The sequence below is a fragment of the Hydrogenophilus thermoluteolus genome, assembly GCF_003574215.1.
Classification (GTDB): Bacteria; Pseudomonadota; Gammaproteobacteria; order Burkholderiales; family Rhodocyclaceae; genus Hydrogenophilus; species Hydrogenophilus thermoluteolus.
On record NZ_AP018558.1, the window covers coordinates 1,498,958 to 1,525,939 of the forward strand.

The 26,982-nt window shown below is 62.2% G+C and carries 24 protein-coding genes, 1 tRNA gene and 2 pseudogenes; 20 read left to right on the forward strand and 7 right to left on the reverse strand.

Annotated features, from left to right (window positions below; all coding sequences use genetic code 11):
• Positions 1-6: 6 nt before the first annotated feature.
• The 3 genes from HPTL_RS07305 to HPTL_RS07315 are packed head-to-tail and all read right to left on the reverse strand — an operon-like array spanning position 7 to position 3,969.
• Positions 7-1,431: a nickel-dependent hydrogenase large subunit gene (locus HPTL_RS07305; RefSeq protein ID WP_119335396.1), complete on the reverse strand. Its 1,425-nt coding sequence runs from the start codon at positions 1,429-1,431 to the stop codon at positions 7-9.
• Positions 1,428-2,465, reverse strand: a complete 1,038-nt coding sequence (locus HPTL_RS07310; protein WP_197713631.1) for an NADH-quinone oxidoreductase subunit B family protein — start codon at positions 2,463-2,465, stop codon at positions 1,428-1,430. The genes HPTL_RS07305 and HPTL_RS07310 overlap by 4 nt, the downstream gene beginning before the upstream one ends.
• Positions 2,455-3,969: a sigma-54-dependent transcriptional regulator gene (locus HPTL_RS07315; RefSeq protein WP_119335397.1), complete on the reverse strand. Its 1,515-nt coding sequence runs from the start codon at positions 3,967-3,969 to the stop codon at positions 2,455-2,457. Before HPTL_RS07315 ends, HPTL_RS07310 begins: the two co-directional genes overlap by 11 nt.
• A gap of 103 nt (positions 3,970-4,072) precedes the next feature.
• Here HPTL_RS07315 and HPTL_RS07320 point away from each other — a divergent pair, with 103 nt between their 5' ends.
• Genes HPTL_RS07320 through HPTL_RS07370 form a run of 11 tightly spaced genes read left to right on the forward strand, consistent with a single transcriptional unit; the run spans position 4,073 to position 17,288 of the window.
• A complete protein-coding gene (locus tag HPTL_RS07320; RefSeq protein ID WP_170141303.1) occupies positions 4,073-5,848 on the forward strand; it encodes an NADH-ubiquinone oxidoreductase-F iron-sulfur binding region domain-containing protein in 1,776 nt (591 codons plus the stop codon).
• A gap of 43 nt (positions 5,849-5,891) precedes the next feature.
• Positions 5,892-6,620, forward strand: a complete 729-nt coding sequence (locus tag HPTL_RS07325) for a 2Fe-2S iron-sulfur cluster-binding protein (protein ID WP_119335399.1) — start codon at positions 5,892-5,894, stop codon at positions 6,618-6,620.
• Positions 6,617-7,186, forward strand: a complete 570-nt coding sequence (locus HPTL_RS07330; protein WP_119335400.1) for an NADH-quinone oxidoreductase subunit B family protein — start codon at positions 6,617-6,619, stop codon at positions 7,184-7,186. Before HPTL_RS07325 ends, HPTL_RS07330 begins: the two co-directional genes overlap by 4 nt.
• 8 nt (positions 7,187-7,194) lie before the next feature.
• Positions 7,195-8,736 carry a Ni/Fe hydrogenase subunit alpha gene (locus tag HPTL_RS07335; RefSeq protein WP_119335401.1) on the forward strand — a complete coding sequence of 514 codons (1,542 nt, stop codon included), beginning with the start codon at positions 7,195-7,197 and terminating at the stop codon, positions 8,734-8,736.
• Complete coding sequence (locus HPTL_RS07340; RefSeq protein WP_119335402.1) at positions 8,733-9,335, forward strand: hypothetical protein; 603 nt, start codon at positions 8,733-8,735, stop codon at positions 9,333-9,335. The genes HPTL_RS07335 and HPTL_RS07340 overlap by 4 nt, the downstream gene beginning before the upstream one ends.
• 46 nt (positions 9,336-9,381) lie before the next feature.
• On the forward strand, positions 9,382-10,338 hold the full coding sequence (locus HPTL_RS07345) for a TAXI family TRAP transporter solute-binding subunit (RefSeq protein WP_119336126.1): 957 nt from the start codon (positions 9,382-9,384) through the stop codon (positions 10,336-10,338).
• A gap of 17 nt (positions 10,339-10,355) precedes the next feature.
• Positions 10,356-12,962, forward strand: coding sequence for a TRAP transporter permease (locus HPTL_RS07350; protein WP_119335403.1), 2,607 nt, complete (start codon positions 10,356-10,358; stop codon positions 12,960-12,962).
• Complete coding sequence (locus HPTL_RS07355; protein WP_119335404.1) at positions 12,949-13,734, forward strand: enoyl-CoA hydratase/isomerase family protein; 786 nt, start codon at positions 12,949-12,951, stop codon at positions 13,732-13,734. Before HPTL_RS07350 ends, HPTL_RS07355 begins: the two co-directional genes overlap by 14 nt.
• 1 nt (position 13,735) lies before the next feature.
• On the forward strand, positions 13,736-15,916 hold the full coding sequence (locus HPTL_RS07360; RefSeq protein WP_119335405.1) for an acetate--CoA ligase family protein: 2,181 nt from the start codon (positions 13,736-13,738) through the stop codon (positions 15,914-15,916).
• A 17-nt stretch (positions 15,917-15,933) separates the two neighbouring features.
• Positions 15,934-16,734, forward strand: coding sequence for an enoyl-CoA hydratase-related protein (locus HPTL_RS07365; protein ID WP_119335406.1), 801 nt, complete (start codon positions 15,934-15,936; stop codon positions 16,732-16,734).
• 11 nt (positions 16,735-16,745) lie between these two features.
• Positions 16,746-17,288, forward strand: coding sequence for a hypothetical protein (locus HPTL_RS07370; protein WP_119335407.1), 543 nt, complete (start codon positions 16,746-16,748; stop codon positions 17,286-17,288).
• A gap of 34 nt (positions 17,289-17,322) precedes the next feature.
• Here the strand turns inward: HPTL_RS07370 and HPTL_RS07375 are convergent.
• A tRNA-Leu gene (locus HPTL_RS07375) sits at positions 17,323-17,407 on the reverse strand.
• Positions 17,408-17,573: 166 nt separating this feature from the next.
• Here HPTL_RS07375 and HPTL_RS07380 point away from each other — a divergent pair.
• The 9 genes and pseudogenes from HPTL_RS07380 (at position 17,574) to HPTL_RS07420 (ending at position 24,825) form a co-directional block, all read left to right on the forward strand.
• Complete coding sequence (locus tag HPTL_RS07380) at positions 17,574-17,960, forward strand: DUF302 domain-containing protein (RefSeq protein ID WP_119335408.1); 387 nt, start codon at positions 17,574-17,576, stop codon at positions 17,958-17,960.
• A 133-nt stretch (positions 17,961-18,093) separates the two neighbouring features.
• Complete coding sequence (locus tag HPTL_RS07385) at positions 18,094-18,525, forward strand: MerR family transcriptional regulator (protein ID WP_119335409.1); 432 nt, start codon at positions 18,094-18,096, stop codon at positions 18,523-18,525.
• Positions 18,522-21,128 (forward strand): heavy metal translocating P-type ATPase, encoded by a 2,607-nt coding sequence (locus HPTL_RS07390; protein WP_119335410.1) that lies wholly within the window; start codon positions 18,522-18,524, stop codon positions 21,126-21,128. Before HPTL_RS07385 ends, HPTL_RS07390 begins: the two co-directional genes overlap by 4 nt.
• Before the next feature lies 1 nt (position 21,129).
• Positions 21,130-21,486, forward strand: a complete 357-nt coding sequence (locus HPTL_RS07395) for a cupredoxin domain-containing protein (RefSeq protein WP_119335411.1) — start codon at positions 21,130-21,132, stop codon at positions 21,484-21,486.
• 83 nt (positions 21,487-21,569) lie between these two features.
• Positions 21,570-21,743: pseudogene (locus HPTL_RS11595) on the forward strand (BufA1 family periplasmic bufferin-type metallophore); the annotation flags it as partial.
• A gap of 53 nt (positions 21,744-21,796) precedes the next feature.
• The gene (gene bufB / locus HPTL_RS07405; RefSeq protein WP_119336127.1) at positions 21,797-22,681 is read left to right on the forward strand and encodes an MNIO family bufferin maturase; all 885 of its coding nucleotides are present in this window, start codon (positions 21,797-21,799) and stop codon (positions 22,679-22,681) included.
• Positions 22,681-23,496 carry an HvfC/BufC N-terminal domain-containing protein gene (locus HPTL_RS07410; RefSeq protein ID WP_119335412.1) on the forward strand — a complete coding sequence of 272 codons (816 nt, stop codon included), beginning with the start codon at positions 22,681-22,683 and terminating at the stop codon, positions 23,494-23,496. Before bufB ends, HPTL_RS07410 begins: the two co-directional genes overlap by 1 nt.
• A 74-nt stretch (positions 23,497-23,570) precedes the next feature.
• Entirely contained in the window at positions 23,571-24,023 is a 453-nt protein-coding gene (locus HPTL_RS07415) for a DoxX family protein (RefSeq protein ID WP_197713830.1), read from the forward strand.
• A 16-nt stretch (positions 24,024-24,039) separates the two neighbouring features.
• A complete protein-coding gene (locus HPTL_RS07420; RefSeq protein ID WP_119335414.1) occupies positions 24,040-24,825 on the forward strand; it encodes a YiiX/YebB-like N1pC/P60 family cysteine hydrolase in 786 nt (261 codons plus the stop codon).
• On the opposite strand, the gene HPTL_RS07425 is transcribed toward HPTL_RS07420, so the two are convergent.
• The 3 genes and pseudogenes from HPTL_RS07425 to HPTL_RS11645 form a co-directional block, all read right to left on the reverse strand.
• On the reverse strand, positions 24,760-26,133 hold the full coding sequence (locus tag HPTL_RS07425; protein WP_119335415.1) for an IS701 family transposase: 1,374 nt from the start codon (positions 26,131-26,133) through the stop codon (positions 24,760-24,762). The two genes, HPTL_RS07420 and HPTL_RS07425, sit on opposite strands and share 66 nt — an antisense overlap.
• Positions 26,134-26,315: 182 nt before the next feature.
• Positions 26,316-26,552 carry a zf-HC2 domain-containing protein gene (locus tag HPTL_RS11195; protein WP_231999974.1) on the reverse strand — a complete coding sequence of 79 codons (237 nt, stop codon included), beginning with the start codon at positions 26,550-26,552 and terminating at the stop codon, positions 26,316-26,318.
• An 85-nt stretch (positions 26,553-26,637) separates the two neighbouring features.
• Positions 26,638-26,964, reverse strand: a pseudogene (locus HPTL_RS11645) (sigma factor-like helix-turn-helix DNA-binding protein); the annotation flags it as partial.
• Positions 26,965-26,982 lie beyond the last annotated feature (18 nt).

Consider the following 26,982-nt stretch of genomic DNA (forward strand, 5'->3'; position numbering starts at 1 on the left):
TGTTCCTCAATGCACGGTACAAACCATACACGGGTCGAACGATCGCACCACGTGGTGCACGAACGGCATCGCCCCCGCACCCGTAGTAAGCCCCTCCAATGCTTTTTCGAGCGGCCCCGGTTGCCCCGTCTGGTCACGCGGTGAGAAATTCCACGTCGTGGGTGCGATGATCTGATAGCGCTGGATCCGTCCGTTCGCCACCTCCAGCCAGTGGCCCAGCGCGCCGCGCGCCGCTTCGACGAGCCCGACGCCACGCCCTTCATTGGGCCAAACGACCGGTTCGATGAACGGCGCTTTGACGTCGATCTCCGTCAGCCACGCTTCGACCCACTGTACGATCCGCGCGCACTCCCAGAGCCGCGCGATGACCCGGCTGAAGAGGCTCCCCCCCCAACGCTGCACGAGATCGCGGGCAAGCGGCACGCCGGCGACCACCGCCCGCGCCAACGCCCCTGTCTCGGCCGGCGCGCCGTGATACCGCGGCGCTTTGCACCAGCTGTACGCGTCAGGCCGTTCGAGCCACGGCACGGTTTCGCCCTCGGCAGGGTGACTTGCCGCCCCACCCAACCACGAAGCCGCGACCTCCTCGACGATCGCCGCTTCATCGAGCGGCACAGACGCTGCGGTGGCACGCTCCCAAACGCCCGCTGGCCAGGCGCGGTAGGCACCATAAGAAAGAAAACGGTCGTACGCCCGACCAACGGTGAAGAGTTCGAGCGCATGCGCCACCTGGATGAAGAACGCGGCGTCGCTTTCCCGCCCCTCTGCCCATGCCAAGAGCGCATCGGCGGAGTCGAGCGCCAAGACCGCATCCAGCGTATCGCCAAAAAGCGACTCGGTGAGGTAGCGCCGCATCTGCCCCACCATGCGCAGCAATTCGCGCTGCTCCATCGCATGGATCGTCCGGGTCGTCCCACTCGGCTGCACCGCCAAAGTGTGCGGCCAGCGCCCGGCCAACAACCCCACCAGATGGAACCACTGTGCCCGCGCCGCCAACCACCGCGCGGCGCTTTCCCCGCGGTACGGTGCGAAGCGCCGCACCGCAGCATCAAACCACGGCATGGTGCGATACGCCGAATGGGTAAAGTCCGGCATGAAAAAGAGGAAAAAATGGGTGAGATGATCCGCAAGATTCTCCACCGCCAAGACGGTCTGCGCGACCAACGCCCCGTTGGGCACCGGTTTGATGCGCGCCCAGTCGGCGAGCGCTTGCGCAGCAGCCATCGATTGCGCCACCGAACAGATTCCGCAGATCCGCGGCACGATCGTCAGCGCATCGAGCGGCGCGCGACCTTGCAAAATCCGTTCGAACCCGCGAAAAAGCGGCGAATTGACCTGCGCACGCGTAACAAATCCGGCGGCATCGAGCGTGAGGGTCACCTCCAGGTCCCCCTCGACGCGGTTGAACGGCCCCAACCGCACCGTCGTCATGGTTTCGGCTCCTTCCCGCGCTGCCCCGGCAGTTCGACGACGCGGTCGGAAAGCGCGTTGCGGCGCACCCGCTTCGGGGTCGCCGATTTCGACAACGCAGCGAGCGCGACGAACCAGGCCTTCGGCATATCCGTAGGAAGCCCCACCGGGATCCCAGCCACCTTTGGCGTCTCCTGAAAGGGATGACCAGGCGCTTCGAACCCAGGCTCCGTGCAGGCGATGCACGGATAGCCGCCTTTGAGACACGAGCCGTTGCCATTCCACGGACGCTGATTGCAGTCGGCATGCGCCTGCGTTCCCTTGCACCCCAGGTGTTCCATCATGCAGCCCAACTGCCCCAGCGTCTCGGCGCTCGCTTTGAATTCGTAATACTCGTTGCGCGGGCAGCCGTGATGAACGAGGTGTTGCGCATAGAAGAGCGGTCGTCCCCACGGGTCGAGATCGTCGACCGTCACTACACCATCGGCCAGCGCGATCAACCATTCGACCAGCCACGCCGGGTGAATGGGGCACCCCGCCACATTGATCACCGGCCACCCTTCTCGCGAGCGATACTGCTTGCCCAGCAGGCCACCGCGCTGCTTTTCGGTGAATTGCAGGCCGCACGACTGCCACAGGGTGTCGTGCATCGCCGCACCGAACCCACCCCACGCCGCACACGAGCCAACAGCGATCACCCATCGCGCGTGCTTCGCCAACCGCTTGACCCACTCCGCACAGCTGTGGGTGCCCCCCAAACGATGAAACGCACCGCTGCCATTGGGACCCAGCAACATCGCCCCTTCGACGCAGAGCACGTCGAACGGTTCGTCCCCATTGGCACACGCTTCCAGTCGTTCAAGAACGGTGTCACCCCCTTCGAACGAAAACGCAGGGTGCCATACCCAGTCGATCCCACCGCTTTCCAGCACGGAAAAGCAATCGTCGGGTTCCCAACAGAGCAACGATTGGCTACAGCCCCCACACCCGGCGCTTTGCAGCCATAACACCCTGAGGCGAGGCAACGCCGTATCGCCGTTCGGATCATCCGCCACCGCTCTGCCCCTCTTCGTTCAGTAACCCCAACCGTGTCATCTTATTGCGCAAACCCACCCGAGACAACCCCAACGCCCGCGCGGTTCGCGACAGATTTCCGCGGTGTGAGGCGAATGTCTCGGCGATGATCGCTTTTTCGATCGCTTCGAGCCGCGCGCGCAGCGACCCTTTCGCCCCACCGATGATCTCCGTGAACGGGGACGATTCCGCTGTCGTCCTACCCTCCGAACCCCGCCCCGTCGTCCCGGCAACGGCGATCCGTGGCGACAGGTGGCGTTCGTGCAGCCATCCGTCTTCGCTCAACACGGCGAGACGCAAGATTTCGTTCGCCATTTCCCGCACATTCCCCGGCCATGAATAGGCAGTCAACCGTTCGAGACAAGCAGGGGTGACGCCGTGAAGCCTTTTTTGCAGGCTTTTTTCCGCTTCTGCAACCAGATGGTCGACCAGAACGGGGATATCGACTTGCCGCTCGCGTAACGGTGGCACGTGGATCGCAAAGGTCGCCAAGCGGTAGTAGAGATCCTCGCGAAACCGTCCGGCTTGCACCTCTTCGGCCAAATTCCGGTTCGTCGCCGCCACCACGCGGACGTTTACCCGAACCGGTTTGTTCCCGCCCAGCGGCCGAAACTCACCCTCTTGCAACACCCGCAGCAGTTTCACCTGAAATGCGGGACTGGTGTCGCCGATCTCGTCGAGGAACAGCGTTCCCCCGTCCGCTTGCTGAAAAAGGCCCGCACGGTCTTCGTTGGCTCCGGTGAAAGCGCCCTTGCGATAGCCGAAGAGCTCGGACTCCAGCAGCGTGTCGGGGAGCGCGCCACAGTTCTGCGTCACGAACGGAGCTTCGCTGCGCGGACTGCTGTAGTGCAAGGCTCGGGCCACCATCTCTTTTCCGACCCCTGACTCTCCGGTGATCAACACGGGAAAATCATAGGTCGCCAGCCGGGCCACCAGTTGCCGAATCTCCGCCAACGGGCTTTGCGGTGCGCACAAAATCGCGTCACACCCCAACCGATGGTACACCTCGGTCCGTTTCTGCGCCACTTGGCCCGCCAGATAGGGCGCTGAGACACGCAATTCCTGCGTCAACCGTTCGTGTTCGCGTATCAGACGCCAGAGCTCGGCCGCGCGCCGCAATACCAACAACAGTTGCTCGGGCTGCCACGGCTTGAGCAGAAATTGCCAGATACCGGCGTCGTTGATCCCGGCGATGATCGCCTCCGCGTCCGTATATCCCGAGAGGATGATCCGAATCGCCTGCGGCCAACGCTCACGGACCTCTTTGAGAAACGCCACGCCAGACGTCCCCGGCATCCGTTGATCGCACAACACGATCGCAATCGGGGCACGCTCTGCCCACGTCGTCAAGAGTTCGCGCGCCGCCTCTGCATTCGTTGCCGTGAAGACGGTGAACTCCTCTTCGACGGTGCGTTCGATCGCTTCGAGCGAACGCACTTCGTCATCGACCACCAACAACCCCAGCGGCGGTTGCGCTTCGCCCATCGTTCCCCTTCAACCTTCCCATGCGCCTGACCCTGCAGAATCTATCACAAGCACTTTACGTCCGAATTTTTTGCCTATAATGGCAACACGAGGAGGAGGAACCATGACCACCGAACGACAGCGCACGGCACCCGGGTTGCTCGCAGCGCTTCACCAAGCACGTTCGCGGTTTGGCCGTCCGCTCGACGCCCAAGCGCTCGCGGAACTGAGCACCGCATTTTCTTTACCGCCAGGCGAAATCGCCGCAACGGCCTCGTTCTACCACTTCTTCCAAACCCCACCGGCGCGCTACCAGATCCACTTCGTCGATCACGTCGTCGACCACCACGCAGGGGTTGCCGCGCTCTGCAACCACCTCTGCGCCGCGTTCGCGATCCAACCCGGGCAACGCACCGCCGACGCGCGCTTGTTCGTCGGCTGGACCGCGTGCGCGGGCCTTTCGGATCAGGCCCCGGCAGCGCTCATCAACGGTCGACCGATGCCCCGACTCGACGCGGCGCGCATCGATGCGCTCATCGAAAAAATCCAAGCGCAGATACCGATGGACCAATGGCCTACCGAATGGTTTGCGGTCACCAACGCGATCCACCGCCACGGCCCACTGCTGACCTGGCTTGACACGACACCTGCCGAAGCGGTATTCGAACACCCCACAGCGCACGATCCCGACGCGATTCTCCAGGCGGTTACCGACGCCGGTCTGCGGGGCCGTGGCGGCGCGGGCTTTCCCACCGCAACCAAATGGCGTTTTTGCCGCGAAAATGCCGACCCCGAACGATTTCTCATCTGCAACGCCGACGAAGGCGAACCGGGTACTTTCAAGGATCGGGTGCTGCTCACCCGCTACCCGGAGCACCTCTTTGCCGGAATGATCCTCGCCGCGCGTGCGATCGGTGCCGACAAAGCAATCCTGTACCTGAGGTACGAATACCAATATCTTCTGCCCCAACTCGAAGCGGCGCGCGAGCGCATCGCCTCCGCCCAAGCGACGGTGCCGCAGGCTGAGCGCGTCACCCTCGAAATTGCGCTCGGCGCTGGCGCGTACGTCTGCGGCGAAGAGTCGGCATTGATCGAATCGCTGGAAGGAAAACCGGGTCGTCCCCGAGTCCGCCCCCCGTACCCGGTGACGCAGGGATACCTGGGGCACCCCACGGTCGTCAATAACGTCGAAACGCTCGTTGCGGTTGCTGCGATCGTCGGGAACGGCGCTGCGTGGTGGCGCGCGCTGGGCACCCCCGATTCCTCGGGCCCGAAGCTCTTCTGCGTGAGCGGCGACGTCGCCCAGCCCGGCCTCTACGAATTTCCCTACGGGGTTGCGCTCGGTGACGTGGTCACCGCCGCGCGCCCACTCGGTACCCGGTACGCCGTTCAAGTCTCTGGTCCGTCCGGTACGCTCCTACCGGCCACCCCTGAGCAATTGGCGCGGCCGCTCGCGTTCGAAGCACTTCCCTGTAACGGCACCGTGATGGTCTTCGACGTCCGCCGCGACCCAGTCGCGATCGTCCACCACTTCGCGCGTTTCTTCGCGCACGAAAGCTGTGGCTTTTGCACCCCCTGCCGGGTGGGCACCCAGCTCATCGCCAAAACCTTCGAGAAGATCGCGGCTGGCTACGCGACACGTTTCGACCTCGAACGGCTCGCCCCCGCGCTCGAAGCGATGCGGCTGGCGAGCAATTGCGGTTTCGGCCTTTCTGCGGGCAACCCGGTGCGCGACCTCATCGCGCACTTCCGGCAACAACTCGAAGCGCAGCTGCAGCCCCACGACTTCATCCCCGCCTTTTCGCTCGACGCCGAACTCGCCGCGACGCGCCGCCTCACCGGCCGCGACGACCCGCACGCCCACTTGGCGCAATTCGAACAACCGGAGGTGACACGATGACCCCCCACCACGCTACCCGCGCCTACCCCAAAGAGGTCTGCTGATGCGCCCGACTACGCCCCCTTTCGCCAGCGAAACCTTCACCCTGGACGAGGAATCGATCCCGTTCGTTCCCGGACAAACCGTCCTCGAAGCGGCGCTTGCGGCAGGACGGTACATCCCGCACCTCTGCTGGCATCCCGAGATGGGCAATCACGGCTCGTGTCGACTCTGCGTCGTCGAAGCCAATGGCCGCATTCAGGCCAGTTGCGCGCTCCCGGCGCAACCGGGACTCCAAGTGGTGAGCAAAAGCGAGACGCTTACCCGCGTGCGGCGCACGCTCCTGGAAATGCTCTTTGCCGAAGGCAACCACTTCTGCCCCGGCTGCGAAAAGAGCGGGGATTGTCTGCTGCAAGCGCTCGCCTACGCCCATGGGATGACCGCGTCGCACTTCGACCCCTTCTACCCGCAGCGCCGAATCGACGCAAGCCACCCCGACCTCTGGCTCGACCCCAACCGCTGCATCCTGTGCGGACTCTGCGTGCGCGCCAGTCTGGCCGAAGGGAAAGAGGCGCTCGTGATCGGCGGACGCGGCATCGCGTCGCGGCTTCTGGCGACGAGCGCAAGCGGGCGCCTGGGCGACACGGCGCTTGCCGCAACCGACCGCGCCGCCCGGATCTGCCCAGTGGGCGCCCTCAACTTCAAAGCGGCGGGATTCACCACCCCGATCGGCAAACGACGTTTCGACCACCGCCCGCCTGAAGCGATGAGCGACAAGGAGCGCTACACATGACCTCTGCCGCACCCTCCGCGATGCCTCCCCGAAAAATCCGCATCGCCACCGCTTCGCTTGCCGGTTGCTTCGGTTGTCACATGTCGTTTGCCGACATCGATACGCGCCTCCTTGCCCTTGCAGAGTGGGTCACGTTCGACCGTTCGCCGCTCACCGACTGGAAAACGGTTGGCGAATGCGACATCGCGCTCATCGAAGGGGGCGTGTGTAACGCGGAAAACGTCGAGGTGTTGCGTGCCTATCGTCGTGCCGCGCGGATCCTGGTCGCGGTGGGGGCCTGCGCAATCAACGGCGGGCTACCTGCGCAGCGCAACCAGCATCGCGTAGAGAGGCTCCTTACCCAAGTCTTCGAAGCGGATCGCCACCTCGCGCCCGGCAGCCGCGTACCCAACGACCCGGAATTGCCGCTCCTCCTCGAACATGTCCATCCGATCCACGAAATCGTCCGCGTGGACTACTACCTACCCGGCTGCCCTCCTACAGCGGAAGTGATCTGGACCTTCCTCACTGACCTGCTCGTTGGCCGCGAACCCCACTTCCCGTACCCGACGCTGCGCTACGATTGAGAGGCACCATGACCCAGCACGCCCCCCAAGCCGTTTCCCCCCGCCCGTCGCTGCCTGCTAACGCCACCCGACGGGTTGCGATCGACCCGCTCTCCCGCGTCGAAGGCCATGGCAAGGTCACCATCTGGCTCGACGACGACGGGCAAGTGGTCGAAGCGCGACTGCACATCGTCGAATTTCGCGGTTTCGAGGCGTTCATCGTCGGCCGCCCCTATTGGGAAGCGCCGGTGGTGGTACAACGCCTCTGCGGCATCTGTCCCGTTTCGCACCATCTGGCCGCGGCCAAAGCGCTCGACCGTCTGGTCGGTGTCACGCAACTGCCCCCCACCGCCGAAAAGATGCGGCGGCTGATGCACTACGGCCAGGTGCTGCAATCGCACGCGTTGCACTTCTTCTACCTCGCGGCGCCCGACCTCCTTCTGGGGTTCAGCGCCGACCCCGCGCAGCGCAACGTCTTCGGTTTAGCCGCACAAAAACGGGAATTGGCGCGCCAAGGAATCCTGGTGCGCCAGTTTGGTCAGGAGTGCATCGAAGCCACTGCGGGCAAACGGATCCATGGCACGAGCGCCGTTCCAGGCGGCATCCACAAAAATCTGAGCCGCCGCGAACGAATGGCACTCCTTTCCCGCGCGCCCGAAATCCGGAGTTGGTGCGAAGCGGCGGTAGCGCTCATCGAGCGCCTCTTTACCGAGCATGCGCCCTTTTTTGCCCAGTTCGGTTCGTTCCAGACGAAGACCTTTTCGCTCGTTGCCGCCGACGGCAGCCTCGACCTCTACGACGGTACGTTCCGCGTCAAAGAGGCAAACGGCGCGATCCTCATCGACCACTACGACCCCAACGACTACGACCAACTCCTGGTTGAAGCGGTGCGGCCGTGGAGCTACATGAAGTTCCCCTACCTCAAGGCCTACGGCGAACCCGACGGGTTTTACCGTGTCGGCCCATCGGCGCGGCTCATCAATTGCGATCGTCTCACCACGGCGCGTGCCGAAGCCGCGCGACAGCGCTTTCTCACATTCGACCAAGGCACTGTGGCGCACAGTACGCTCGGCTACCATTGGGCGCGACTCATCGAAATGCTCCACTGTGCCGAACTGATCGAGGCACTCCTGACCGACGCCGATCTGGAAGGGGGAGAACTGCGCGCGCGCGGCCAACGCCAACACCGGGGTGTCGGCGTGATCGAAGCGCCCCGCGGCACCCTCATCCACCATTACGAAGTGGGGGACGACGACCTCATCACCTATTGCAACCTCATCGTCTCCACCACCCACAACAACGCGGTGATGAACCAGGCGGTCACCACCGCAGCGAAAGCCTTCCTCTCCGGCGTGACGCTCACCGAAGCGCTGCTCAACCACATCGAAGTAGCGGTGCGCGCGTTCGATCCGTGTCTTTCGTGCGCGACCCATGCGCTCGGACAGATGCCGCTCGTCGTCTCGCTCCACCATAAAGACGTCCCCACCCCCATCGACATGCTGGTTCGCCACAGCGACGGCACGATCGAGCGCCCCACGGCAGCGCCAGCGCTCGGGACTAAGGGTACATGACAACTCAGTACCCGGAACGGCCGTTGCTTCCCGCACCACCGCCCCCCGGTGCAATCCTCATCCTCGCCTGCGGCAACGACCTGCGGGGCGACGACGCGCTGGGCGCCCGTTTCGTTGCCGAAATCGAAAGGCAAAAGCAAACCCTCCCCCCCGCTTGGCGGGACGCGATCGTCACCCATTGGCAACTGCAATGGGGCCCCGAAACGGCGCTCCTTCTGGCGAACCGGCACACGGTCTGCTTCGTCGACGCGTACGCCCCCAACGGGATCGAAGCGTCGCCGCACGGCGCCGAACGCGCCGCAGCGCCCCCTTTTGTAGTCACCCGCCTGGAACCCCCTGACGGCACGCTCGCCCCGCTTCTTGCCAGCGTCGGCACACACCAAGTCTCGCCCATCGCACTGCTTGCTGCCGCTCGACTCCTGGGCTTGGCGCTCCCTGCGTCGCTGTGGCAAATCGCGATCCGGGGGGAGCACTTCACGTTGGGCGCTCCCCTCTCTGCGCTTGCCTCCCGTGCGCTTGCCGAGACGCTCACCTGGTTTTGGCCGTGGCTAGTGGGGGAAACCCCAATTTGCACAAATGGCACCATCACACTAAACTGATTACACAGTTTTTTCACCCACGAAGAGGAGGTAGCTGATGAAACCCATGAAATGGCTCACCGCATTGGCAGTCACCGCAACGGTGGCCAGCGCGCCGGTCACCCACGCGGCGCAATTCGTCACCATCGGCACGGGCGGCGTCACCGGCGTCTATTACGCTGCGGGTGGCGCGATCTGCCGTTTGATGAACAAAGATCGTGCCCAACACGGCATTCGGTGCTCGGTGGAGAGCACCGGTGGTTCGGTCTATAACATCAACACCATCCGGGCGGGCGAACTCGATTTCGGCGTCGCGCAATCCGACGTTCATTACAACGCCGTCAAAGGGTTGAAGCAGTTCAAAGACGCTGGCCCGATGACCGAGCTGCGCGCGGTCTTTTCGATCCATCCTGAGCCGCTCACCGTCGTTGCGCGGCCCGATGCCGGAATCAAAAACTTCCAGGATCTCAAAGGCAAGCGCGTGAACGTCGGGAACCCCGGCTCCGGCCAGCGGGCGACGATGGAACTCCTCGTTCCCGCGATGGGGATGAGTTTTTCCGATTTCGCGCTCGTTTCCGAACTCAAGGCGGACGAACACGGCGCAGCCCTCTGTGACAACAAGATCGACGCGTTCGTCTATGTCGTGGGTCACCCGTCCGCGAACATCCAAGATCCCACCACCACCTGTGGCGCCAAACTGGTCAATGTCACCGGTCCCGGCGTGGACAAGTTGATCGCGCAATACCCCTACTTTGCGCCGGCAACGATCCCCGGCGGCATGTACGCGAACAACCCCGATCCGGTGAAAACCTTCGGGGTGGTCGCCACGCTGGTCACTTCGGCGAAAGTGCCGGCGGACGTCGTCTATCAACTGGTCAAAGCGGTCTTCGAGAACTTCGACGACTTCAAGAAGCTGCACCCGGCCTTCGCCCATCTCGATCCGAAAGACATGATCAAGAACGGGCTCTCGGCGCCGCTGCATGAAGGCGCGGTGCGCTACTACAAAGAGAAGGGCTGGATGTAATCGTTTAGAGGACGACCATGGCGGAAAAACACCACGAACTCACCCCGGAAGAACTGAAACGCATCGTTGCGGAAGCAGACACCGGGGGAAGACAACCAACGGGTGTTGCGGCCATGGTCATCGCTGCCGCGGCGCTTGCCTGGTCACTCTTTCAACTGTGGCAGGCGTCGCCTTTCCCCTACCTGTTGGGGATCGGTCTATTCAACGATACCGAAGCGCGTTCGCTGCACCTGGCGTTCGCGGTCTTCCTGGGTTTTCTCTCGTATCCGGCGTTCAAGCGCTCGCCCCGTGACCGGATTCCGCTCGCCGACTGGCTGTTCGCGGCAATCGCCGCCGGGTGCATGGCGTACCTGTTTCTCTTTTATCGCGAACTCTCCACCCGTCCTGGGCAACCCACCGTGGTCGACCTCACCGTAGCGGTGACGGGGATGGCGCTCCTGCTCGAAGCCGTTCGTCGTGCGCTGGGTCTTCCGATGGTGATCCTCGCGCTCGTCTTCCTCACCTACATCTTTTTCGGCCCCTACATGCCGGAGATGATCGCGCACAAGGGGGCGTCGCTCAGCAAAGCGATGTCACACATGTGGCTCGGCACCGAAGGCGTCTTTGGCGTCGCGCTCGGCGTCTCCGCCAGCTTCATCTTCCTCTTCGTCCTCTTCGGCGCGTTGCTGGAAACCGCAGGGGCCGGCAACTACTTCATCAAAAGCGCGATTTCCCTGCTCGGTCATCTGCGCGGCGGGCCAGCGAAAGCAGCGGTCGTCGCGTCGGCCAGTACCGGGATCATCTCGGGCTCTTCAATCGCCAACGTCGTCACCACTGGCACCTTCACCATCCCGTTGATGAAGCGGGTGGGCTACCGACCCGACAAAGCCGCTGCGGTTGAAGTCGCCGCGTCGGTCGATGGCCAGATCATGCCACCCGTGATGGGGGCGGCAGCATTCCTCATGGTCGAATACGTGGGCATTTCGTACCAAGAGGTGATCAAACACGCCTTTTTGCCCGCACTCATCTCCTACATCGCGCTCTTTTATATCGTGCACCTCGAAGCGCTCAAAGCCAACATCCAGGGGCTGCCGCGTCGCGATCAACGCCCAGCACACCACCGCATCCTTTCCCTCGGCCTCAACCTAACCGGCTTCATCGTGTTGGCTGGCGTGGTCTATTACGGATTGGGTTGGATCAAAACGGTTGCGGGCGACGCCGCGTTCTGGATCATCGCCGTCGGCATGCTCGCTGCCTATGTTGCGCTCCTCAAACTCGCGGCGCACTATCCGGAGCTGCGCCTCGAAGACCCGAACGAACCCCTCGAAGTTTTGCCCGACGCAGGGCCGACGATCAAATCTGGGCTTCACTATTTGCTGCCGGTTGCCGCGCTCATCTGGAACCTGATGGTCGAAGAGCTCTCCCCAGCGCTTTCGGTCTTCTGGGCGATCGGTTTCCTGATGTTCATCGTCGTCACGCAAAAGCCGCTCTTTGCCTATTTCCGCGGCACCGGTAACTACCTTACCCAGTTGCGGCAAGGGTTACGGGACCTCTACGACGGGCTCGTGATCGGTGCGCGCAATATGATTGGGATCGGTATCGCCACTGCCGCAGCCGGCATCATCGTCGGTACCGTGACCCTCACGGGCATCGGATTGGTGCTCACCGAAGTGGTCGAAACGATCGCGGGCGGCAATTTGATCCTGATGCTCTTGCTCGTCGCGGTGATCTGTCTCATCCTGGGTATGGGGCTCCCCACCACCGCCAATTACATCGTCGTCTCGACGCTCATGGCCCCTGTCGTCGTCGAAATCGGCGCACAGAACGGCCTCCTTGTCCCGCTCATCGCCGTCCACCTTTTCGTCTTCTATTTCGGCTTGATAGCCGACGTCACCCCACCGGTGGGGCTTGCCTCTTATGCGGCTGCTGGCATTGCCAAATGCGACCCGATTCGGACCGGCGTCACCGCGTTCGGCTACTCGATCCGAACCGCGATCCTGCCCTTCATGTTCATTTTCAACACCCAATTGCTGCTGATCGGCATCGAAGGGCCGGGGCAATTCTTGCTCGTCGTAGGGAGCGCGATCCTCGCAAACCTGGTCTTTGCCGCGGCAACGCAAGGGTGGTTCTTCGCGCGCAACCGCTGGTGGGAGACGATCGCGCTCCTCATCATCTGCTTCTCGCTCTTCCGCCCCGGCTTCTGGTGGGACATGGTCTACCCGCCGTATGAACCCCACCCGGGCGTGACGCTGCTCGAAATCGCCAAAACCGCCCCCAAAGGGGCACAAGCCCGCGTCTGGGTCGAGGGCATTTCGCTGGAAGGGGACGAAGTGCGCAAAGGGGTGCTGCTGCCGCTCGGAGACCCGGCGCCGAGTCCACTCGCACGGCTGCGCAACGAGGGGCTACACGTGATGGCTATTGGCGACCAACTGCAAGTGGTCAATGTCCGCTTTGGCAGCGTCGCCGAAAAACTCGGACTGGAGCCGGGCTACGCCATCACCCAAGTAGAATTGCCTGCGGATCGGCCGGCGAAAGAGTGGGTATACTTGCCGACACTGTTTCTGTTGGCGCTGCTGGCGTGGAACCAGAAGCGCCGCAACCGATCGTCACCCCCTCCGCAGGAATCGGCTCATGTCCCAACCTGAACATCTGATCGTCACCACCACGGATCAACTCTGTGAAATTCGCTTCAACCGCCCGCACCGCCTCAATGCGGTCGTCGAAGGGCTCTATACCGAACTGCTGGCCGCGCTGGCCCAAGCCGAAGCCGACCCGGACGTGCGCGTCGTCCTCCTAACCGGGGAGGGACGCGCGTTCTGCGTCGGCGCCGACCTCAAAGCGCACCAGGCAGGGCGAACCGCGTTTGCGCGACGGCAATACCTACGGCTCGAACAGCAGGTATGCGAACGCATCTTCCATCTCGCCAAACCGGTCGTCGCTGCGGTAAACGGCTACGCGCTGGGCGCCGGTGCCGAAATGGCGGTCGCTTCGGACTTCATCGTGATCGCGGAAAGTGCCCAGATCGGTTTTCCCGAAGTGACCATCGGCAATTTCCTCGGCGGTGGGGTCACTTGGCTCTTACCCCGGTTGGTGGGGCTCGCCAAAGCCCGAGAACTTCTCTTTTTCGGCGAACGGATCGACGGTCGCGAAGCCGCGCGCATCGGGCTTGCAGCCCGAGTCTTCCCGGACGCCACCTTCCGCGAAGAAGCGCGCGCGTTTGCGCGGCAATTGGCGCAACGCGCGCCGTTCTCCCTCCAATTGGTCAAGGAACAGCTCAACCACGCAGGCGAACGCACCTTCGACGCCTGTCTCACTGCTGAACTCGAAGGAATGACCTTCGTTGCCACCACCCAGGACTGGCAAGAAGGGATCGATGCGTTCGCGGAAAAACGCGCTCCGCGCTTCCAAGGGAAATAAGATGGTCAAAGTCCGCCGCAAACGCAGTGTGCAACACCTGCCCCAACAGAGCTTCCTCCACCCGATCCTCGCCCCGGACTCGATCGCGATCATCGGCGCCTCTGCCGACCCCACCAAGCGCGGTTACAAAGCGCTCGTGGGGCTCATCAAAGACGGGTTCGAAGGCCGTATCTACCCGATCAACCCGAAAACCGACCGCATCCTCGGCATTCCCACCCTTCCCTCGGTCGATGCGCTGCCCGAACCGGTCGATCTTGCCCTCATCTGCACCCCCGCGGCAACCGTTCCCGAACTCGTACGGCAGTGCGGGGAAAAAGGGGTCAAAGGGGTCGTCGTGCTCGCCGCCGGTTTCCGGGAAAGCGGCGAAGCAGGTGCGCAGCTCGAACAGGCACTCGTCGAAGCCGCACGGGCAACGGGTGTACGGGTCATCGGCCCTAACACCAACGGGCTCTTCAACCTGCACAAAAAGGTTAACCTGTTGGGGCTCACCAACGTGCAGCCGGGTGGCGTGGGCCTCATCTCACAATCGGGTAACATGCTCCTTGCGCTGACGCTCGAAGCGGAAAATTACGGGCAAATCGGCTTTTCCACCTACGTCGGTCCTGGGAACCAAGCAGACGTCGGTTTCAGCGACTACCTGCAATACCTAGGGGAAGAGGTCAACACCGAAGTCGCCGCGTTCTACGTCGAAGGCTTCAACAACGGACGCCAATTCATCGATACCGCCCGTGCGGTGACCGCCGTCAAACCGGTCGTCGTCTACAAATCCGGCACCACCGCCGCGGGTCGCCAAGCGGCGAAATCCCACACCGGGTCGCTTGCCGGCAGCTACGCGATGACGGTCGATCTGTTACGGCAAGTGGGAATCAGCGTCGTGCACGATTCCGACGAAATCTTACCCGTTGCCGAAGGGCTATCCCGGATGCAGAAAGCTGCCGGTAAACGGGTTGCGATCCTCTCCGACGGGGGCGGACAGGCAACGATCGCAACGGACCGCTTGACCGAAGCGGGACTGGAACTCGCTACGCTTACGGAAGAGACCCAAGCGGCGCTGCGCGCGATTTTGCTGCCACACGCCAATACCAGCAACCCCGTCGACGTCGCGGGCACCAGCGACACCGACCCGTACGTACTCGCCCAATGTCTGGAGATCCTCGAGCGCGACCCCAACGTCGATCAACTCTTTCTCGTCGGGATGTTCGGCGGCTACCACCTCCGTTTCGCTGAACACCTGATCGGCCAGGAGATGCGGGCAGCGGAAACGATAATCGAACTCGTCGCACGCACCGCAAAACCGGTGGTGATCCACAGCCTCTACACCCCGGTAAAACCGCCACCGATACGCCGTCTCCGTGAAGAGGGCATCCCGGTCTATGCCTCGATCGAGCACGCCGCGCGCACCCTGGCCGCGCTTGGCGAGCGCGGTATCTACCTCAAAAACCGCAACAAACAGACCCAAGTGGTCACGTTCGAACCCGATCCTGAAGGGCTGGCGCTCTTCGAACGCGCGAACCACGAAGGGCGTAACCTCTACGAGCACGAAGCGAAACAGCTTTTGCAGCGTCATGGGGTCACCGTCCCCGAAGAAATTTTGGTGCGCCACCCCGACGAACTCGAAGGGCTCTCTGCGCGTTTCGGCCAGCAACCCTTGGCGATGAAGGTCGTCTCGCGTGACATCCTCCACAAATCGGACGCCGGGGGCGTGCGCTTGAATCTGCACAGTGACGCGTCGCTGCGTGCGGCGTACGACGACATCCTCGCTTCGTGCCGCAACTATCAACCGGGCGCGGATATCCACGGCGTCTTGGTCTCCCCGATGGCGCCGCGCGGGGTTGAAGTGATCGTCGGAGTCGTTCGCGACCCGGCGTTTGGGCCGGTCCTGATGTTCGGTCTGGGCGGCATCTACGTAGAAGTCCTGGAAGATGTTGCCTTTCGCGCCATCCCCATCTCCCGCTACGACGCCGAAGCGATGATCGACCAGATCAAAGGACGGAAAATCCTTGCGGGTGTCCGCGGCGAAGCGGCAGTGGACCGCAAAGCGCTCGCCGATCTGCTGGTGACCGTATCGGGCTTGGTGCACGCCTACCCGCAAATCTCGGAACTCGACCTCAACCCGGTGATCGCCTACCCGAAAGGGTATGCGGTAGTCGACGCCCGTATCATCTGCAACCCCGGTGTCTGACGAAACGGAGCCCACCGATGACCGCGATCCCCACCCTGACCGATGCCACACTCACCCTCGAACAGGGGGTGGCCACGCTCACCCTCGATCGCGACGACGTACGCAACGCGCTGACTGGCACCGCACTCATCGACGACATCGTCACCGTCGCCGAATGGGCGAACCGCAACGATGACGTCTCGGCGCTGATCCTCACCGGTGCTGGCGCCGCCTTCTCTGCCGGTGGCAACATCAAAGAGATGGCGAAGCGCAGCGGTGACTTCGCCGGAGACGTCGCCGAAGTCGCCGAGCGCTACCGCAGAGGGATCCAACGGATCCCGTTGGCACTCGACAGCGTGGAAATCCCAGTGATTGCCGCGGTGAACGGGCCTGCGATCGGCGCGGGGTTCGATCTCGCGAACATGGCCGATATCCGCATCGCCTCCACGCGCGCCAAATTCGGCGAAACGTTCCTCAACCTCGGCATCATTCCCGGTGACGGCGGGGCGTGGTTTCTGCAACGGCTGATCGGCTACCAACGGGCGTTCGAGCTCACCTTTTCCGGGCGCATCATCGACGCCGAAGAGGCACGCGCGCTTGGGATCGTCCTCGAGGTGGTCGAACCCGAAATGCTCCTGCCGCGCGCCACCGAATTGGCCCAACGCTTTGCCCATCAACCGAAACCCGCGCTGCGTTTTACCAAACGGCTGATGAAGATGGCGCGACGGTTGGAACTGAAAGATTTCTTGGACCTCTGCGCCCTCTTTCAAGGCGTGTGCCACAATAGCCCAGAACACCTCGCCGCAGTCGAACGGTTCTTGCACAGCAAACAACGGTAGCCAAACCCGATATGATGCGAGCACGCTGCGAATTCTCCCGCGCCTGCATCTTCGTGGCGGTCCTCTTCACCCACGTGGTCAGCCAAGCCGCAACGCTCTACCGTTGCCCAGGGACGAACGGCACGATAGTCTGGCAAGAACGTCCCTGTACGCAAGGGCGTGCGGTCACGGTAGCACCCCAGCCGCCCATCGACGCCACAGCGCCAGCGCCTTCTCCCCGGACGGCCCCATCCGCGAAGGAGAAATCCCGGAACAAAACCGCCCTCGCGCCACCACTCGACCCTGCCACACGGTTGCGCCTAGCGCAGATCGACGAAGCGATCGCGCGGCTCATGACAGAACGGCGCACGCTCAAAACGCAGCTCGAAGCGGATCTTGCCGCGCTCCGTGCCACGCCGCTACCAGACGATCCCCGTGCTTACAAAGCCGCGCTAAAAGCCCGGGAGGCACAGATCCGGGAACGCGAACGACGCTACCGTGCCGAGCTACGCGTGCTGGAAACACGCATCAAAGGGTTACAGAGTGAGGCAAAAACCTTGCGCGCGCAACGCTGATCGCATCTTGTGCGAATACTTCGGCAATAGGGTGTGGTGCCCAGGAGAGGACTCGAACCTCCACGCCTTGCGGCGCTGGAACCTAAATCCAGTGCGTCTACCCATTCCGCCACCTGGGCACGAGGCAAGATCGGAGATGGCACAGCATCCAAAACGCTACGTATTCTATCCCAATCCGTTTGGGTTGACCACAGATCATCGACACGGCCAGTTACTCTGAAAGCGCCGTGTTGCCGCGAACGCAGTATACTGCCGCAACTATTTCTTATCGAAGGAGCGGGGCACATGACCTACACGATCGATCGGATACTCACAGGCTACACCCTCGACGAAGCGGAGTCCCGGGTTCGCGATGCCCTTTCCGCACAGGGATTTGGCGTGCTGACCGAAATCGATGTCTCGGCCACCATGAAAAAGAAACTTGACAAGGAGATGGCGGGCTACAAGATTCTGGGCGCCTGCAACCCGAATATGGCCTGGCAAGCCATCGGTCTGGAACCCAAAATAGGGGCGATGCTGCCTTGCAACGTGATTCTGCGGGAAGTAGATTCTGGGATCGAAGTCAGCGCCATTGATCCTCTTGCCTCGATGGCAGCGATTGACAATGAACGCCTCAAGGCCGTGGCCGGTCAGGTACGCGATCTCCTCGCCAAGGTGATCGCAGCGCTTTGAAATCCTTTGCAACTGGGCACCAATCTGCGCACGGGTCAAGTTTGGCGTTCGAACCATTCGCGCCTGACCCTTGACCTATGTGTTACACGCATGTTGTAGACTGCCTTGACGCTCTGCCATACGGAGAAACGACATGCGTGTCAGCGAATTGGCAAAGAAGGCCGGTGTGACACCGGAAACGGTGCGCTACTACACGCGGCAGGGACTACTCCACCCGCAACGTGACCCCAACAACGGTTACCAGCGCTACGGGCACGCTGACTACCGAACGCTGGTCTTCATCCGAAAAGCCCGTCAGTTGGGTTTTTCACTGAAGGAGATCACCCAAATCCTCCGTGAAGCGGAAAAAGGGCACTCTCCCTACCCTCTGGTTCGCGATCTCTTCGAACGCCGCTTTGCGGAAATCTGCCAAAAGATCGAGACGCTCACCCGCCTGCGTGACCGTATGGCCGAAGCGATGGACACATGGCAAAGGATGCCCGATGGCCAACCCGACGGGCACACCATCTGCCGGTTGATCGAACATTGGGAACAAGAGGACGGTAACCGGGAGCGATTCCTATGAACGAACGTGCGACAGGCAACCGACTGCTCTTTCGTGTGGAAGGAATGGGTTGCCAGAACTGTGTCAAAAAGATCACGAACGCACTCATAGCGCAGCCGGGCGTGACGGAGGTTACCATCGACCTCGACGCGAAGCGAATGAAAGTCACCGCGGCGTTGTCCGCGGAAGCGATCGCCGCGATCGTCACCGAACTGGGCTACCCCACCACACCACTGACCGATGCCGAAACCCGACCATCGGCGCGAACCGCGCATGGGCATCCCACCGAACAGCACAGTGCCCAGTCAGCCGCTGAGCGCACCGCCACGAACGAAGGGAATGACGCCCCCGCCACCGCAACGGAAGCGCCCGCCGGTCGGACCTGCCAGCTCATTCTGACCGGCGTCAAGTGCGCGGCGTGCGTCGCGAAGGTCGAGGAAGCACTCAGGGGCGTACCCGGTGTGACCCGCGCGAGTGTCAACTTCGCCGAGCGCACCGCACTGGTAGAAGGGGACGCGGACTCCGACGCGCTCGTCAAGGCTGTGGAAGCCGCGGGGTACGGCGCCCAGGTGATTCAGGACGATGCTTCGGCGATGGACGAGAAAGCCGCTGCGGAACAGGCCTTCTACAAGGCCCGCCTGCGCGACATGACCGTGGCGCTGGGCCTGGGTGTGCCGCTCATGCTCTATGGCGTATTGGGTGGCGAAATGTCGGTACAGCCGGGGCTTTCCCAATGGGTGTGGATCGGCATCGGCCTGCTGACGCTGGGCGTACTGGTCAAGAGCGGCGGTCACTTTTTCAAGGGCGCCTGGAGTGCCTTCAAGGGCCACACCGCCAACATGGATACGCTGGTGGCCACCGGTACGGGAGTCGCCTGGCTCTACTCCATGGTCGTCGTACTAATTCCTGAAGCGGTCCCGGAGAGCGCTCGTCATGTCTATTTCGAAGCCTCCGCGGTGATCATCGGCCTCATCAACCTCGGGCTGGCACTGGAAACCCGCGCCCGGGGCAAGACTTCCCAGGCCATCCGCCGCCTGCTGGATCTTCAGGCGAAGACTGCCCGCGTGATCCGTGATGGACAGGAGCTGGACATCCCGGTGGAAGCGGTGCAAAAAGACGACCTGATCAGGGTACGGCCCGGTGAGAAAATTCCCGTGGATGGCGAGGTGACCGACGGCAAGAGCCTGGTGGACGAATCGATGCTCACCGGCGAACCGGTACCGGTGGAGAAACAGCCCGGCGATACCGTAGCTGCTGGCACGCTCAACAAGACCGGCACGTTTGTCTTCCGCGCCACCCGCGTCGGCAAGGATACGGCACTGGCGCAGATCATCCAGATGGTCAAGCGGGCTCAGAACGCCAAACCAGCGATCGGGCGGCTGGCGGACAAGATCTCGGCCGTCTTCGTCCCCGTCGTCATGCTCATTGCCATTGCGGCAGCACTGATCTGGCTCAATTTCGGGCCGGAACCCCGCATCGCCCATGCACTGGTGGCCCTGACCACCGTGCTGATTATCGCCTGCCCCTGCGCATTGGGGCTCGCTACCCCCATGTCCATCATGGTGGGTGTGGGCAAGGCTGCAGAATATGGCGTTTTGATTCGCAACGGCGACGCCTTGCAAACCGCCAGCAATCTGGACGTGATCGTCGTGGACAAGACCGGCACGGTGACCGAAGGCAAACCCAAGGTCGTAGCGATCGAAAGCGCCTCGCTGGACGAAAGGGAACTGCTCCGGCTCGCGGCCGGACTCGAAAACAGCTCCGAACACCCGCTGGCCCTCTCCGTGGTGGACGCAGCCCGCGAACGCGGGCTGGACATTCCACCTGCCGAGCAGTTCGAAGCCCTGTCCGGCAAGGGTGTGCAAGGTATCGTCGCGGGCAAGCGCATCCAAATCGGCCAGATACGCTGGTTCCAAGAACAAAGAATCGACTTCAGCGCCTGGCAAGACAAGGCAGATGCCCATGCCCGCAATGCCGCCACCCCGCTCTACATCGCCGTGGACGGGCAACCGGTCGGCCTGATCGCCGTCGCTGACCCCATCAAACCGGACAGCCGCGACGCGATTGCCCGCCTCCATCAGCGCGGTCTGAAGGTCGTGATGCTCACCGGTGACGTACGCACCACCGCCGAAGCCGTAGCCCGTCAGGCCGGTATCGACGAAGTAATCGCCGAAGTGCTGCCTCAGGACAAAGCCCACCACGTGCACCAGTTCAAGGCGCAGGGGCTCAAAGTGGCGATGGTCGGCGACGGCATCAACGATGCGCCAGCACTGGCGGAAGCCGACGTGGGCTTCGCGATCGGCAGTGGCACTGATGTGGCGATCGAAAGCGCCGACGTGGTCCTCATGCGGAGCTCCCTGCACGGGGTCGCCGACGCGATCGAAATCTCCGCCGCCACGGTGCGCAACATATACCAGAACCTGTTTGGTGCCTTTATCTACAATGTGGCCGGCATCCCCATTGCGGCAGGGCTGCTCTACCCCTTTACCGGCTGGCTGCTCAATCCGGTGGTGGCTGGGGCAGCGATGTCCCTGTCGTCCTTTACCGTAGTCACCAACGCCAACCGCCTGCGGTTGTTCAAACCTTCACGCGACACATCCAGCCTACCACAGGGAGGAATCTGAGATGATGCTGCTCAACCTGCTTTTGATCGGCGCGGCGGCGTTCATCATCTACTGGTTCTGGTTGTGGAAACCGGCGAGCCAGGACCTGCCCGTGCAAACACACTGGAAAATCATCGCGGAAAACGGCGCCTACACGCCGGGCGTCATCCGTGTGCCCGCTGGCCAGCCCGTCACGTTGGAGATCACCCGCAAGGACCCGTCTCCCTGTGCGGAACAGATCGTGTTCGAGGGCGCCAACGTCACCGAAACCCTGCCCCTGAACAAGACCGTGACCGTCACGGTCACCTGGCCCGCACCGGGTGAGTACCCGTTTCACTGCCAGATGAACATGCTCAAGGGGCGGGTGGAGGTGGTGTAAGAAATCGCGGTTTCTCCCCGACTAAGGCCTAACCCCGCACGCAACGGCCCCGCGGCGGGACGTATCACCTTGGGGCCAAATAAGGAAAAAACGACTGCAAAGCGGGGCCCGGAACCACCTGTGCGGGCACTTCGGTGCGTGACTACCAGGGCAACGCATGGAAACTCGTCCCGGCGGGAACGTGTGAAAAAACCCCGTCTCCCACTTCTCCAACCGGCTATGGCCAGCTGAAGCCTTTCAAAGAGAAATCGGCGTAATCGCCGTGCGTTTCCCCGCCTTTGGGTGGGGAAACGCTGCTCTGGGAATCACCATGATTCGCACGTCGCCATCGCAGCTTCCCGCACGCGCCGGAATCGGTCTCAAACCGGAACACTTCCGCGCCATCCAAGAGTCATGGCCGGACATCGGTTTTTTCGAGATTCACGCCGAAAACTACTTCGTCGCGGGCGGTCCCTTTCATCGCAACCTAGAACGCATCCGCGAACGGTACGCGCTCTCGATTCATGGCGTTGGCCTTTCACTGGGTGGTGAAGCGCCGCTTGACCGTACGCACCTGCGCCGTCTGAAACACCTACTCGATCGCTACCAACCGGAATCGTTTTCGGAGCATCTTGCGTGGTCTTCGCACCAAGGCTACTACCTCAACGACCTCTTGCCGCTTCCTTATACGAACGAAACGCTGACTCGCGTTTGCACCCATATCGACCAAACGCAAGAGGCACTGGGCTGCCGTCTGCTCCTGGAAAACCCGGCGACGTACCTCGAATTCGCCACTTCGACCTGGAGCGAAAGCGATTTCCTTCAGGAAGTCGTCCGCCGCACCGGCTGTGGGCTACTGCTCGATGTCAATAACCTCTACATCAGCGCAATCAACCACCACCGCGACCCTGTCGCGATGCTCGAAACGCTTCCCCTTCACGCGGTCGGAGAGATCCACGTCGCGGGCTTTCACCGCGACCGTGACGCTGCGGGAAGTCCGCTCCTGATCGACACCCACGGGGCGGCGGTCGATGACGCGGTCTGGACGCTCTACCAAAAAGCGTTGGCCCATCTCGGTCCGGTGGCAACGCTGCTGGAACGCGATCAGAACCTACCGCTGCTTGTCGAACTGGTTGCAGAAGCTCAGATCGCCGAGCGCTATCTCCTAGCTGCGCACCCGGAATCTGCGATTACGGCCCCGCTGGAGTCTGTGTGATGGACGCATGGACCGCTGCGCTCTTGGATCCCACACGACCGCCACCTGCTGGCCTCAAAACCTGGAACGGTTCGGATCCACTCGTGCGCTTCAATGTCTACCGCAACAACGTCGTCGTTTCGCTCTGCGAAGCCCTCGCGGATACCTTTCCCGTCACGCAAGCCATTTTGGGGCAAGAGACATTCTGGGCCGTGGCACGTGCCTACCTCGACGCTGGGAACCTACCCGATTCGCCACAACTGGTTCGCTACGGAGCCACGTTTCCGGCGTTCCTGGCTACGCTCCCGTTTGTCGACCGCTTTCCCTACCTTCCAGACCTTTCGGCGCTCGAATACGCATACGTCCAAGCGTTTCACGCCGCCGACGCTGCGGTGCTCGATCCAACCGTGCTCCAACACGCATTGACCCAACCGGAGCAACTGCCCAACGTGCGCTTCGTTTTCCATCCGTCGGTCGCTGTCATTGCGTCGCGCCACCCCATCGCAACGCTGTGGCACGCCTACCACGAAACCGCCGATGCGATCGCGTTTTCGCAAACGGCTGCGTCGATCGAACCGCGCGCCGAACCGACTTGGGTCGTGCGCAGCGAAGAAACGGTCTATGTCATCCCCGTCACCCCTGCAGACGCGCGCTGCTTGGCCGCGTTGCACCACGGCGAACCGCTCGGTACCGCGGTCGAACGAGCAGCGGCGGACGAAGCGAGTGCGTACGATCCTGCTGCGCTCTTTGCCCTTTTGCTGCGTCATGGGGCACTCACACAGCTGATTTTGCCCGAAACGCCAGGATCCAACCCTACAACGGGAGAAATGCCATGAACCCTTGGTTCAGCCGCAACACCCGAGCGGTGCTTACGATCACCGCCCGTACCGTTCGTTTCCTCATCCCCTGGATGGAACGCATCCCGCACAGCGTGATCGCACTCCTTGGGCGCTTTTCGATCGCCGCAGTCTTCTGGAAATCGGGTCAGACCAAGGTCGAAGGATTCGCGGTCGACCTCGTCGAGGGCACCTGGTCTTTGGGGTGGCCGCGCTTTGCCGATTCGACGATCGATCTTTTCCGCTACGAGTACAACCTGCCATTCATCCCGCCCGAAATTGCGGCACCGCTCGCCGCGTTCGCGGAACACCTCTTCCCGATCTTGCTCTTAGTCGGTTTAGCGACGCGGTTTTCGGCGCTCGCCCTCCTGATCATGACCGCGGTGATCCAGATTTTCGTCTATCCCGACGCGTATCCCACCCATGGTGTCTGGGCCACCGTGCTGCTCTACCTCATTGCCCGCGGCCCGGGCGTGATCGCGATCGATCACTGGGTAGCGCGCCGTTACCGCGATCTTGCGGCATAATGAATGGATGAACTCGATGTTGAAACGGGTGGGCCAATGGCTCGCCCGCTATCTCACCCGTCCGATCCATTTCCACACGCTGACACCGCCCACCCCGCCCGAACGCCTGCTCGCGGTGCTGCAGCCAGGCGACGTCCTTTTGGTCGAAGGCAACAACCGGATCAGCACCGCGATCAAATACCTGACGCAATCGACCTGGTCCCACGCCGCGCTGTTCGTCGGCTCCGAACCGTTACAGGCACGCGGCAAACCGCACGACCACTGCTTCATCGAAGCCGACCTCGTCGAAGGGGTACGCAGCGTGGGGATCACGCAATACGCCGGTTTGAACACGCGCATCTGTCGTCCCGTCGGCTTACGCCCCGAAGATCGGGAAAACCTGATTCGCTTCGCGCTCGACCGCCTGGGTAACCAGTACGACTTGCGAAACGTGGTCGATCTGGCGCGCTATCTGTTGCCCACCCCGCCGGTACCCACCAACTGGCGCCGCCGAATGCTCGCGCTCGGCAGCGGCGATCCAACGCGTGCGATCTGTTCCACTTTGCTCGCACAAGCTTTTCAAGCGATCGGTTACCCGATCCTGCCGCTCATCACGACGGAACCGATCCACTCGCCAGAATGTCTGGGCTGCCAACGCGAAATTTGGCAGATGCGCCACCACAGCCTCTTCGTCCCGCGCGATTTCGACCTTTCTCCTTATTTTGACTGTGTCACAAAATTTTTCTTCACCCTCTACCTACGCGTTCTCCCGCAGCAGGGACACCTCAGAAGCTGTCGGGCGATGTGTTGGGCAATCCAATAGCGAATCGTTGCGATCGAGTCGGGTACGTGGCGTTGTGCTCTTGGGGCTTCCCCGGGGGATATACCCTTGGGGTAAGGGAGGCGCTTTGCTGAGCGCACGGTTTTTTTTGTCAGGGTCTTTGAGTCGTTGCAGGAGCAAAAAGCCGTAGGCGGCAATCGTGAGCGTAGCATGGTGGTGAAACCCGCGCCAGTTGCGCCCTTCGTAGTGGCCAAGCCCCACTTCCTGTTTGAGTTCGCGGTAATCGCGCTCGATGCGCCAGCGCATCTTGACGGTATGAACCAGCTGCGTCAATGAGTAGGTCTGAGGAAGCGTGCAGAGAAAGTAGTGGCTCGGTTCGCTTTCCGTTTCCGGCCATTCGATGAGCAGCCACTCGGGTTCGCGAAGGGTGGATCGCCAATAGTCACGGTGCGCGGCTCGTACCCGCACCGCCGCAAAGCGTGAGCGCAACACCCCATTGCTGCCTTCGCGCCAGGTGACCGTCCGGTAGGCGCTCTGCGGAAGGCTCAGTGCCAGCGCCTTGACCGATACCGGTTCGTGCCCAGGGCTACGACGCAGGTTTTTGGCCGGTCGCCCCCGTCCTGTGTACGGTTCCGGTTGTAAGGGTTCGACCCCAGGCGGCCACACGGTGGTCGCTTCCCGTACCGCTACCGCGTAGCGAAGACCCCACGCGGTGAGTTGATCGCGAAAATGGGTGGTGTCGCCATAAACCGCATCGGCAAGCACGACCCCAGGGGGAACGCCTGCGGCAAGCGCCTCCGAGATCTGCCTGAGTGCGATTTCGGGTTTCGTCGCAAACGTCACCGTTTCCGGCACCCCCGCTTTGTTGCGCCGCTCGGGGTCATTGGCCCACGCTTCGGGTAGGTAGAGACGAAAGGCAATCGGTAGGCTTCCTTTCTCGCTTGCCAAAGAGAGCGACACAGCGACCTGGCAGTTTTCGTTTTTACCCACCTGCCCGCAGTATTGCCGGGCAACGCCCACCGAGTGGCGACCCTGTTTGGGAATGCCGGTCTCATCGACGATCCAGTAGCACGCCTCATCGAGTGCCAGGTGCGGAGCGACGATTTCGCGCACTTTGCGCAATACCGCTTCGTCCGACCACGGAGATTTCGCCACGAAGTGGTGTAGCGCCTGATGCTTGGCCTGAACCCGCTCAGGGTCAAGGTGCGCGGCAATCGGTTCGATGCTTTTGCGCGCAATCGGCAAAAGAAGCCCCCGGCAGTAGTCCTTGAGCCCCGCATGACGATCGGCGTGGCCCAGCACCTCAGTAAGCTCTGTGAGGTAGCACTCCAGTTCGTCATCCGGTGTCATTGAGACGCCCCTTCGGAACGTGGCAAGATAGAGAGAAGTCTAGCATTTTTTTGACACAGTCAAATTATTTGGCGGTGATCAAACCGACACTGGAAAGCGGGTTCGACTACAAAAAAATCCCCTGGCAAACGCCAGAGCCGAAAATCGTGACCTCGCGGTAGGCACCTTGCCACAAATCAGCTTCACTGCCGGGGCGATTCCACGCTCTGGTCGTTTTCCGGCTCAGACGCAGGCAGTTCGCCTTTGCCCTTCGCGTACGCTTTCGCCCACCGGCCCAAATTGTCGACGTGTGTCCCGAACCGGCGGCAACCCGAACACATCAACAGATGGAAACGCAACGCCCACTTCTCGGTAACGCTCAGCGGCCGTTCGCGCGCTTCGGAGAGCAAACGGGTGGCTTCCTGACAATTCATCATCATCCGTGATCCCTTTCGAACCAGCGTTCTTCGAGACACGCATCCGCGCACGATAGAGCAACACATTGACATGATTCTCGGTGAGTTCGAGATTGCGGCAGATTTCTGGCGTGGTCAGTTCCAGCATCTCGCGCATCATGAACACCTGTGCCTGTTTGGGCGGCAACCGTTCCAAGCAGAGGTGGAACACGGCCCAAAATTGCCGATCGTTTTCCGCCGCTTCCGGGTCTCCCCACGCCTGCGGGCGCGAATCGGGCAGCCAATGCCCACTGCGGTCGAACAGTTCGGTGAGCGGCTCTTCCTCTTCGTCGCGACCGACATTACCGGAAAAAGGCACAACACGAGCACGACGGCGTAATTCGTCGCGAATTGCACCATTTGGCGCCGTAACGGCTCCAGCGTTTCGCCGTGCCACTCCATCACCGAACCCCCT

Excerpts from the sequence above, each read along its gene's own strand:
- HPTL_RS07370 (WP_119335407.1), top strand. The coding sequence starts at position 16,746 with ATGATGCGAGCACGCTGCGAATTCTCCCGCGCCTGCATCTTCGTGGCG.
- HPTL_RS07365 (WP_119335406.1), top strand. The coding sequence starts at position 15,934 with ATGACCGCGATCCCCACCCTGACCGATGCCACACTCACCCTCGAACAG.
- HPTL_RS07320 (WP_170141303.1), top strand. The coding sequence starts at position 4,073 with ATGACCACCGAACGACAGCGCACGGCACCCGGGTTGCTCGCAGCGCTT.
- HPTL_RS07315 (WP_119335397.1), bottom strand. The coding sequence starts at position 3,969 with ATGGGCGAAGCGCAACCGCCGCTGGGGTTGTTGGTGGTCGATGACGAA.
- HPTL_RS07350 (WP_119335403.1), top strand. The coding sequence starts at position 10,356 with ATGGCGGAAAAACACCACGAACTCACCCCGGAAGAACTGAAACGCATC.
- bufB (WP_119336127.1), top strand. The coding sequence starts at position 21,797 with ATGATTCGCACGTCGCCATCGCAGCTTCCCGCACGCGCCGGAATCGGT.
- HPTL_RS07345 (WP_119336126.1), top strand. The coding sequence starts at position 9,382 with ATGAAATGGCTCACCGCATTGGCAGTCACCGCAACGGTGGCCAGCGCG.
- HPTL_RS07355 (WP_119335404.1), top strand. The coding sequence starts at position 12,949 with ATGTCCCAACCTGAACATCTGATCGTCACCACCACGGATCAACTCTGT.
- HPTL_RS07335 (WP_119335401.1), top strand. The coding sequence starts at position 7,195 with ATGACCCAGCACGCCCCCCAAGCCGTTTCCCCCCGCCCGTCGCTGCCT.
- HPTL_RS07415 (WP_197713830.1), top strand. The coding sequence starts at position 23,571 with ATGGAACGCATCCCGCACAGCGTGATCGCACTCCTTGGGCGCTTTTCG.
- HPTL_RS07360 (WP_119335405.1), top strand. The coding sequence starts at position 13,736 with ATGGTCAAAGTCCGCCGCAAACGCAGTGTGCAACACCTGCCCCAACAG.
- HPTL_RS07380 (WP_119335408.1), top strand. The coding sequence starts at position 17,574 with ATGACCTACACGATCGATCGGATACTCACAGGCTACACCCTCGACGAA.
- HPTL_RS11195 (WP_231999974.1), bottom strand. The coding sequence starts at position 26,552 with ATGATGATGAATTGTCAGGAAGCCACCCGTTTGCTCTCCGAAGCGCGC.
- HPTL_RS07425 (WP_119335415.1), bottom strand. The coding sequence starts at position 26,133 with ATGACACCGGATGACGAACTGGAGTGCTACCTCACAGAGCTTACTGAG.
- HPTL_RS07395 (WP_119335411.1), top strand. The coding sequence starts at position 21,130 with ATGATGCTGCTCAACCTGCTTTTGATCGGCGCGGCGGCGTTCATCATC.
- HPTL_RS07330 (WP_119335400.1), top strand. The coding sequence starts at position 6,617 with ATGACCTCTGCCGCACCCTCCGCGATGCCTCCCCGAAAAATCCGCATC.
- HPTL_RS07325 (WP_119335399.1), top strand. The coding sequence starts at position 5,892 with ATGCGCCCGACTACGCCCCCTTTCGCCAGCGAAACCTTCACCCTGGAC.
- HPTL_RS07390 (WP_119335410.1), top strand. The coding sequence starts at position 18,522 with ATGAACGAACGTGCGACAGGCAACCGACTGCTCTTTCGTGTGGAAGGA.
- HPTL_RS07420 (WP_119335414.1), top strand. The coding sequence starts at position 24,040 with ATGTTGAAACGGGTGGGCCAATGGCTCGCCCGCTATCTCACCCGTCCG.
- HPTL_RS07305 (WP_119335396.1), bottom strand. The coding sequence starts at position 1,431 with ATGACGACGGTGCGGTTGGGGCCGTTCAACCGCGTCGAGGGGGACCTG.
- HPTL_RS07340 (WP_119335402.1), top strand. The coding sequence starts at position 8,733 with ATGACAACTCAGTACCCGGAACGGCCGTTGCTTCCCGCACCACCGCCC.
- HPTL_RS07385 (WP_119335409.1), top strand. The coding sequence starts at position 18,094 with ATGCGTGTCAGCGAATTGGCAAAGAAGGCCGGTGTGACACCGGAAACG.
- HPTL_RS07410 (WP_119335412.1), top strand. The coding sequence starts at position 22,681 with ATGGACGCATGGACCGCTGCGCTCTTGGATCCCACACGACCGCCACCT.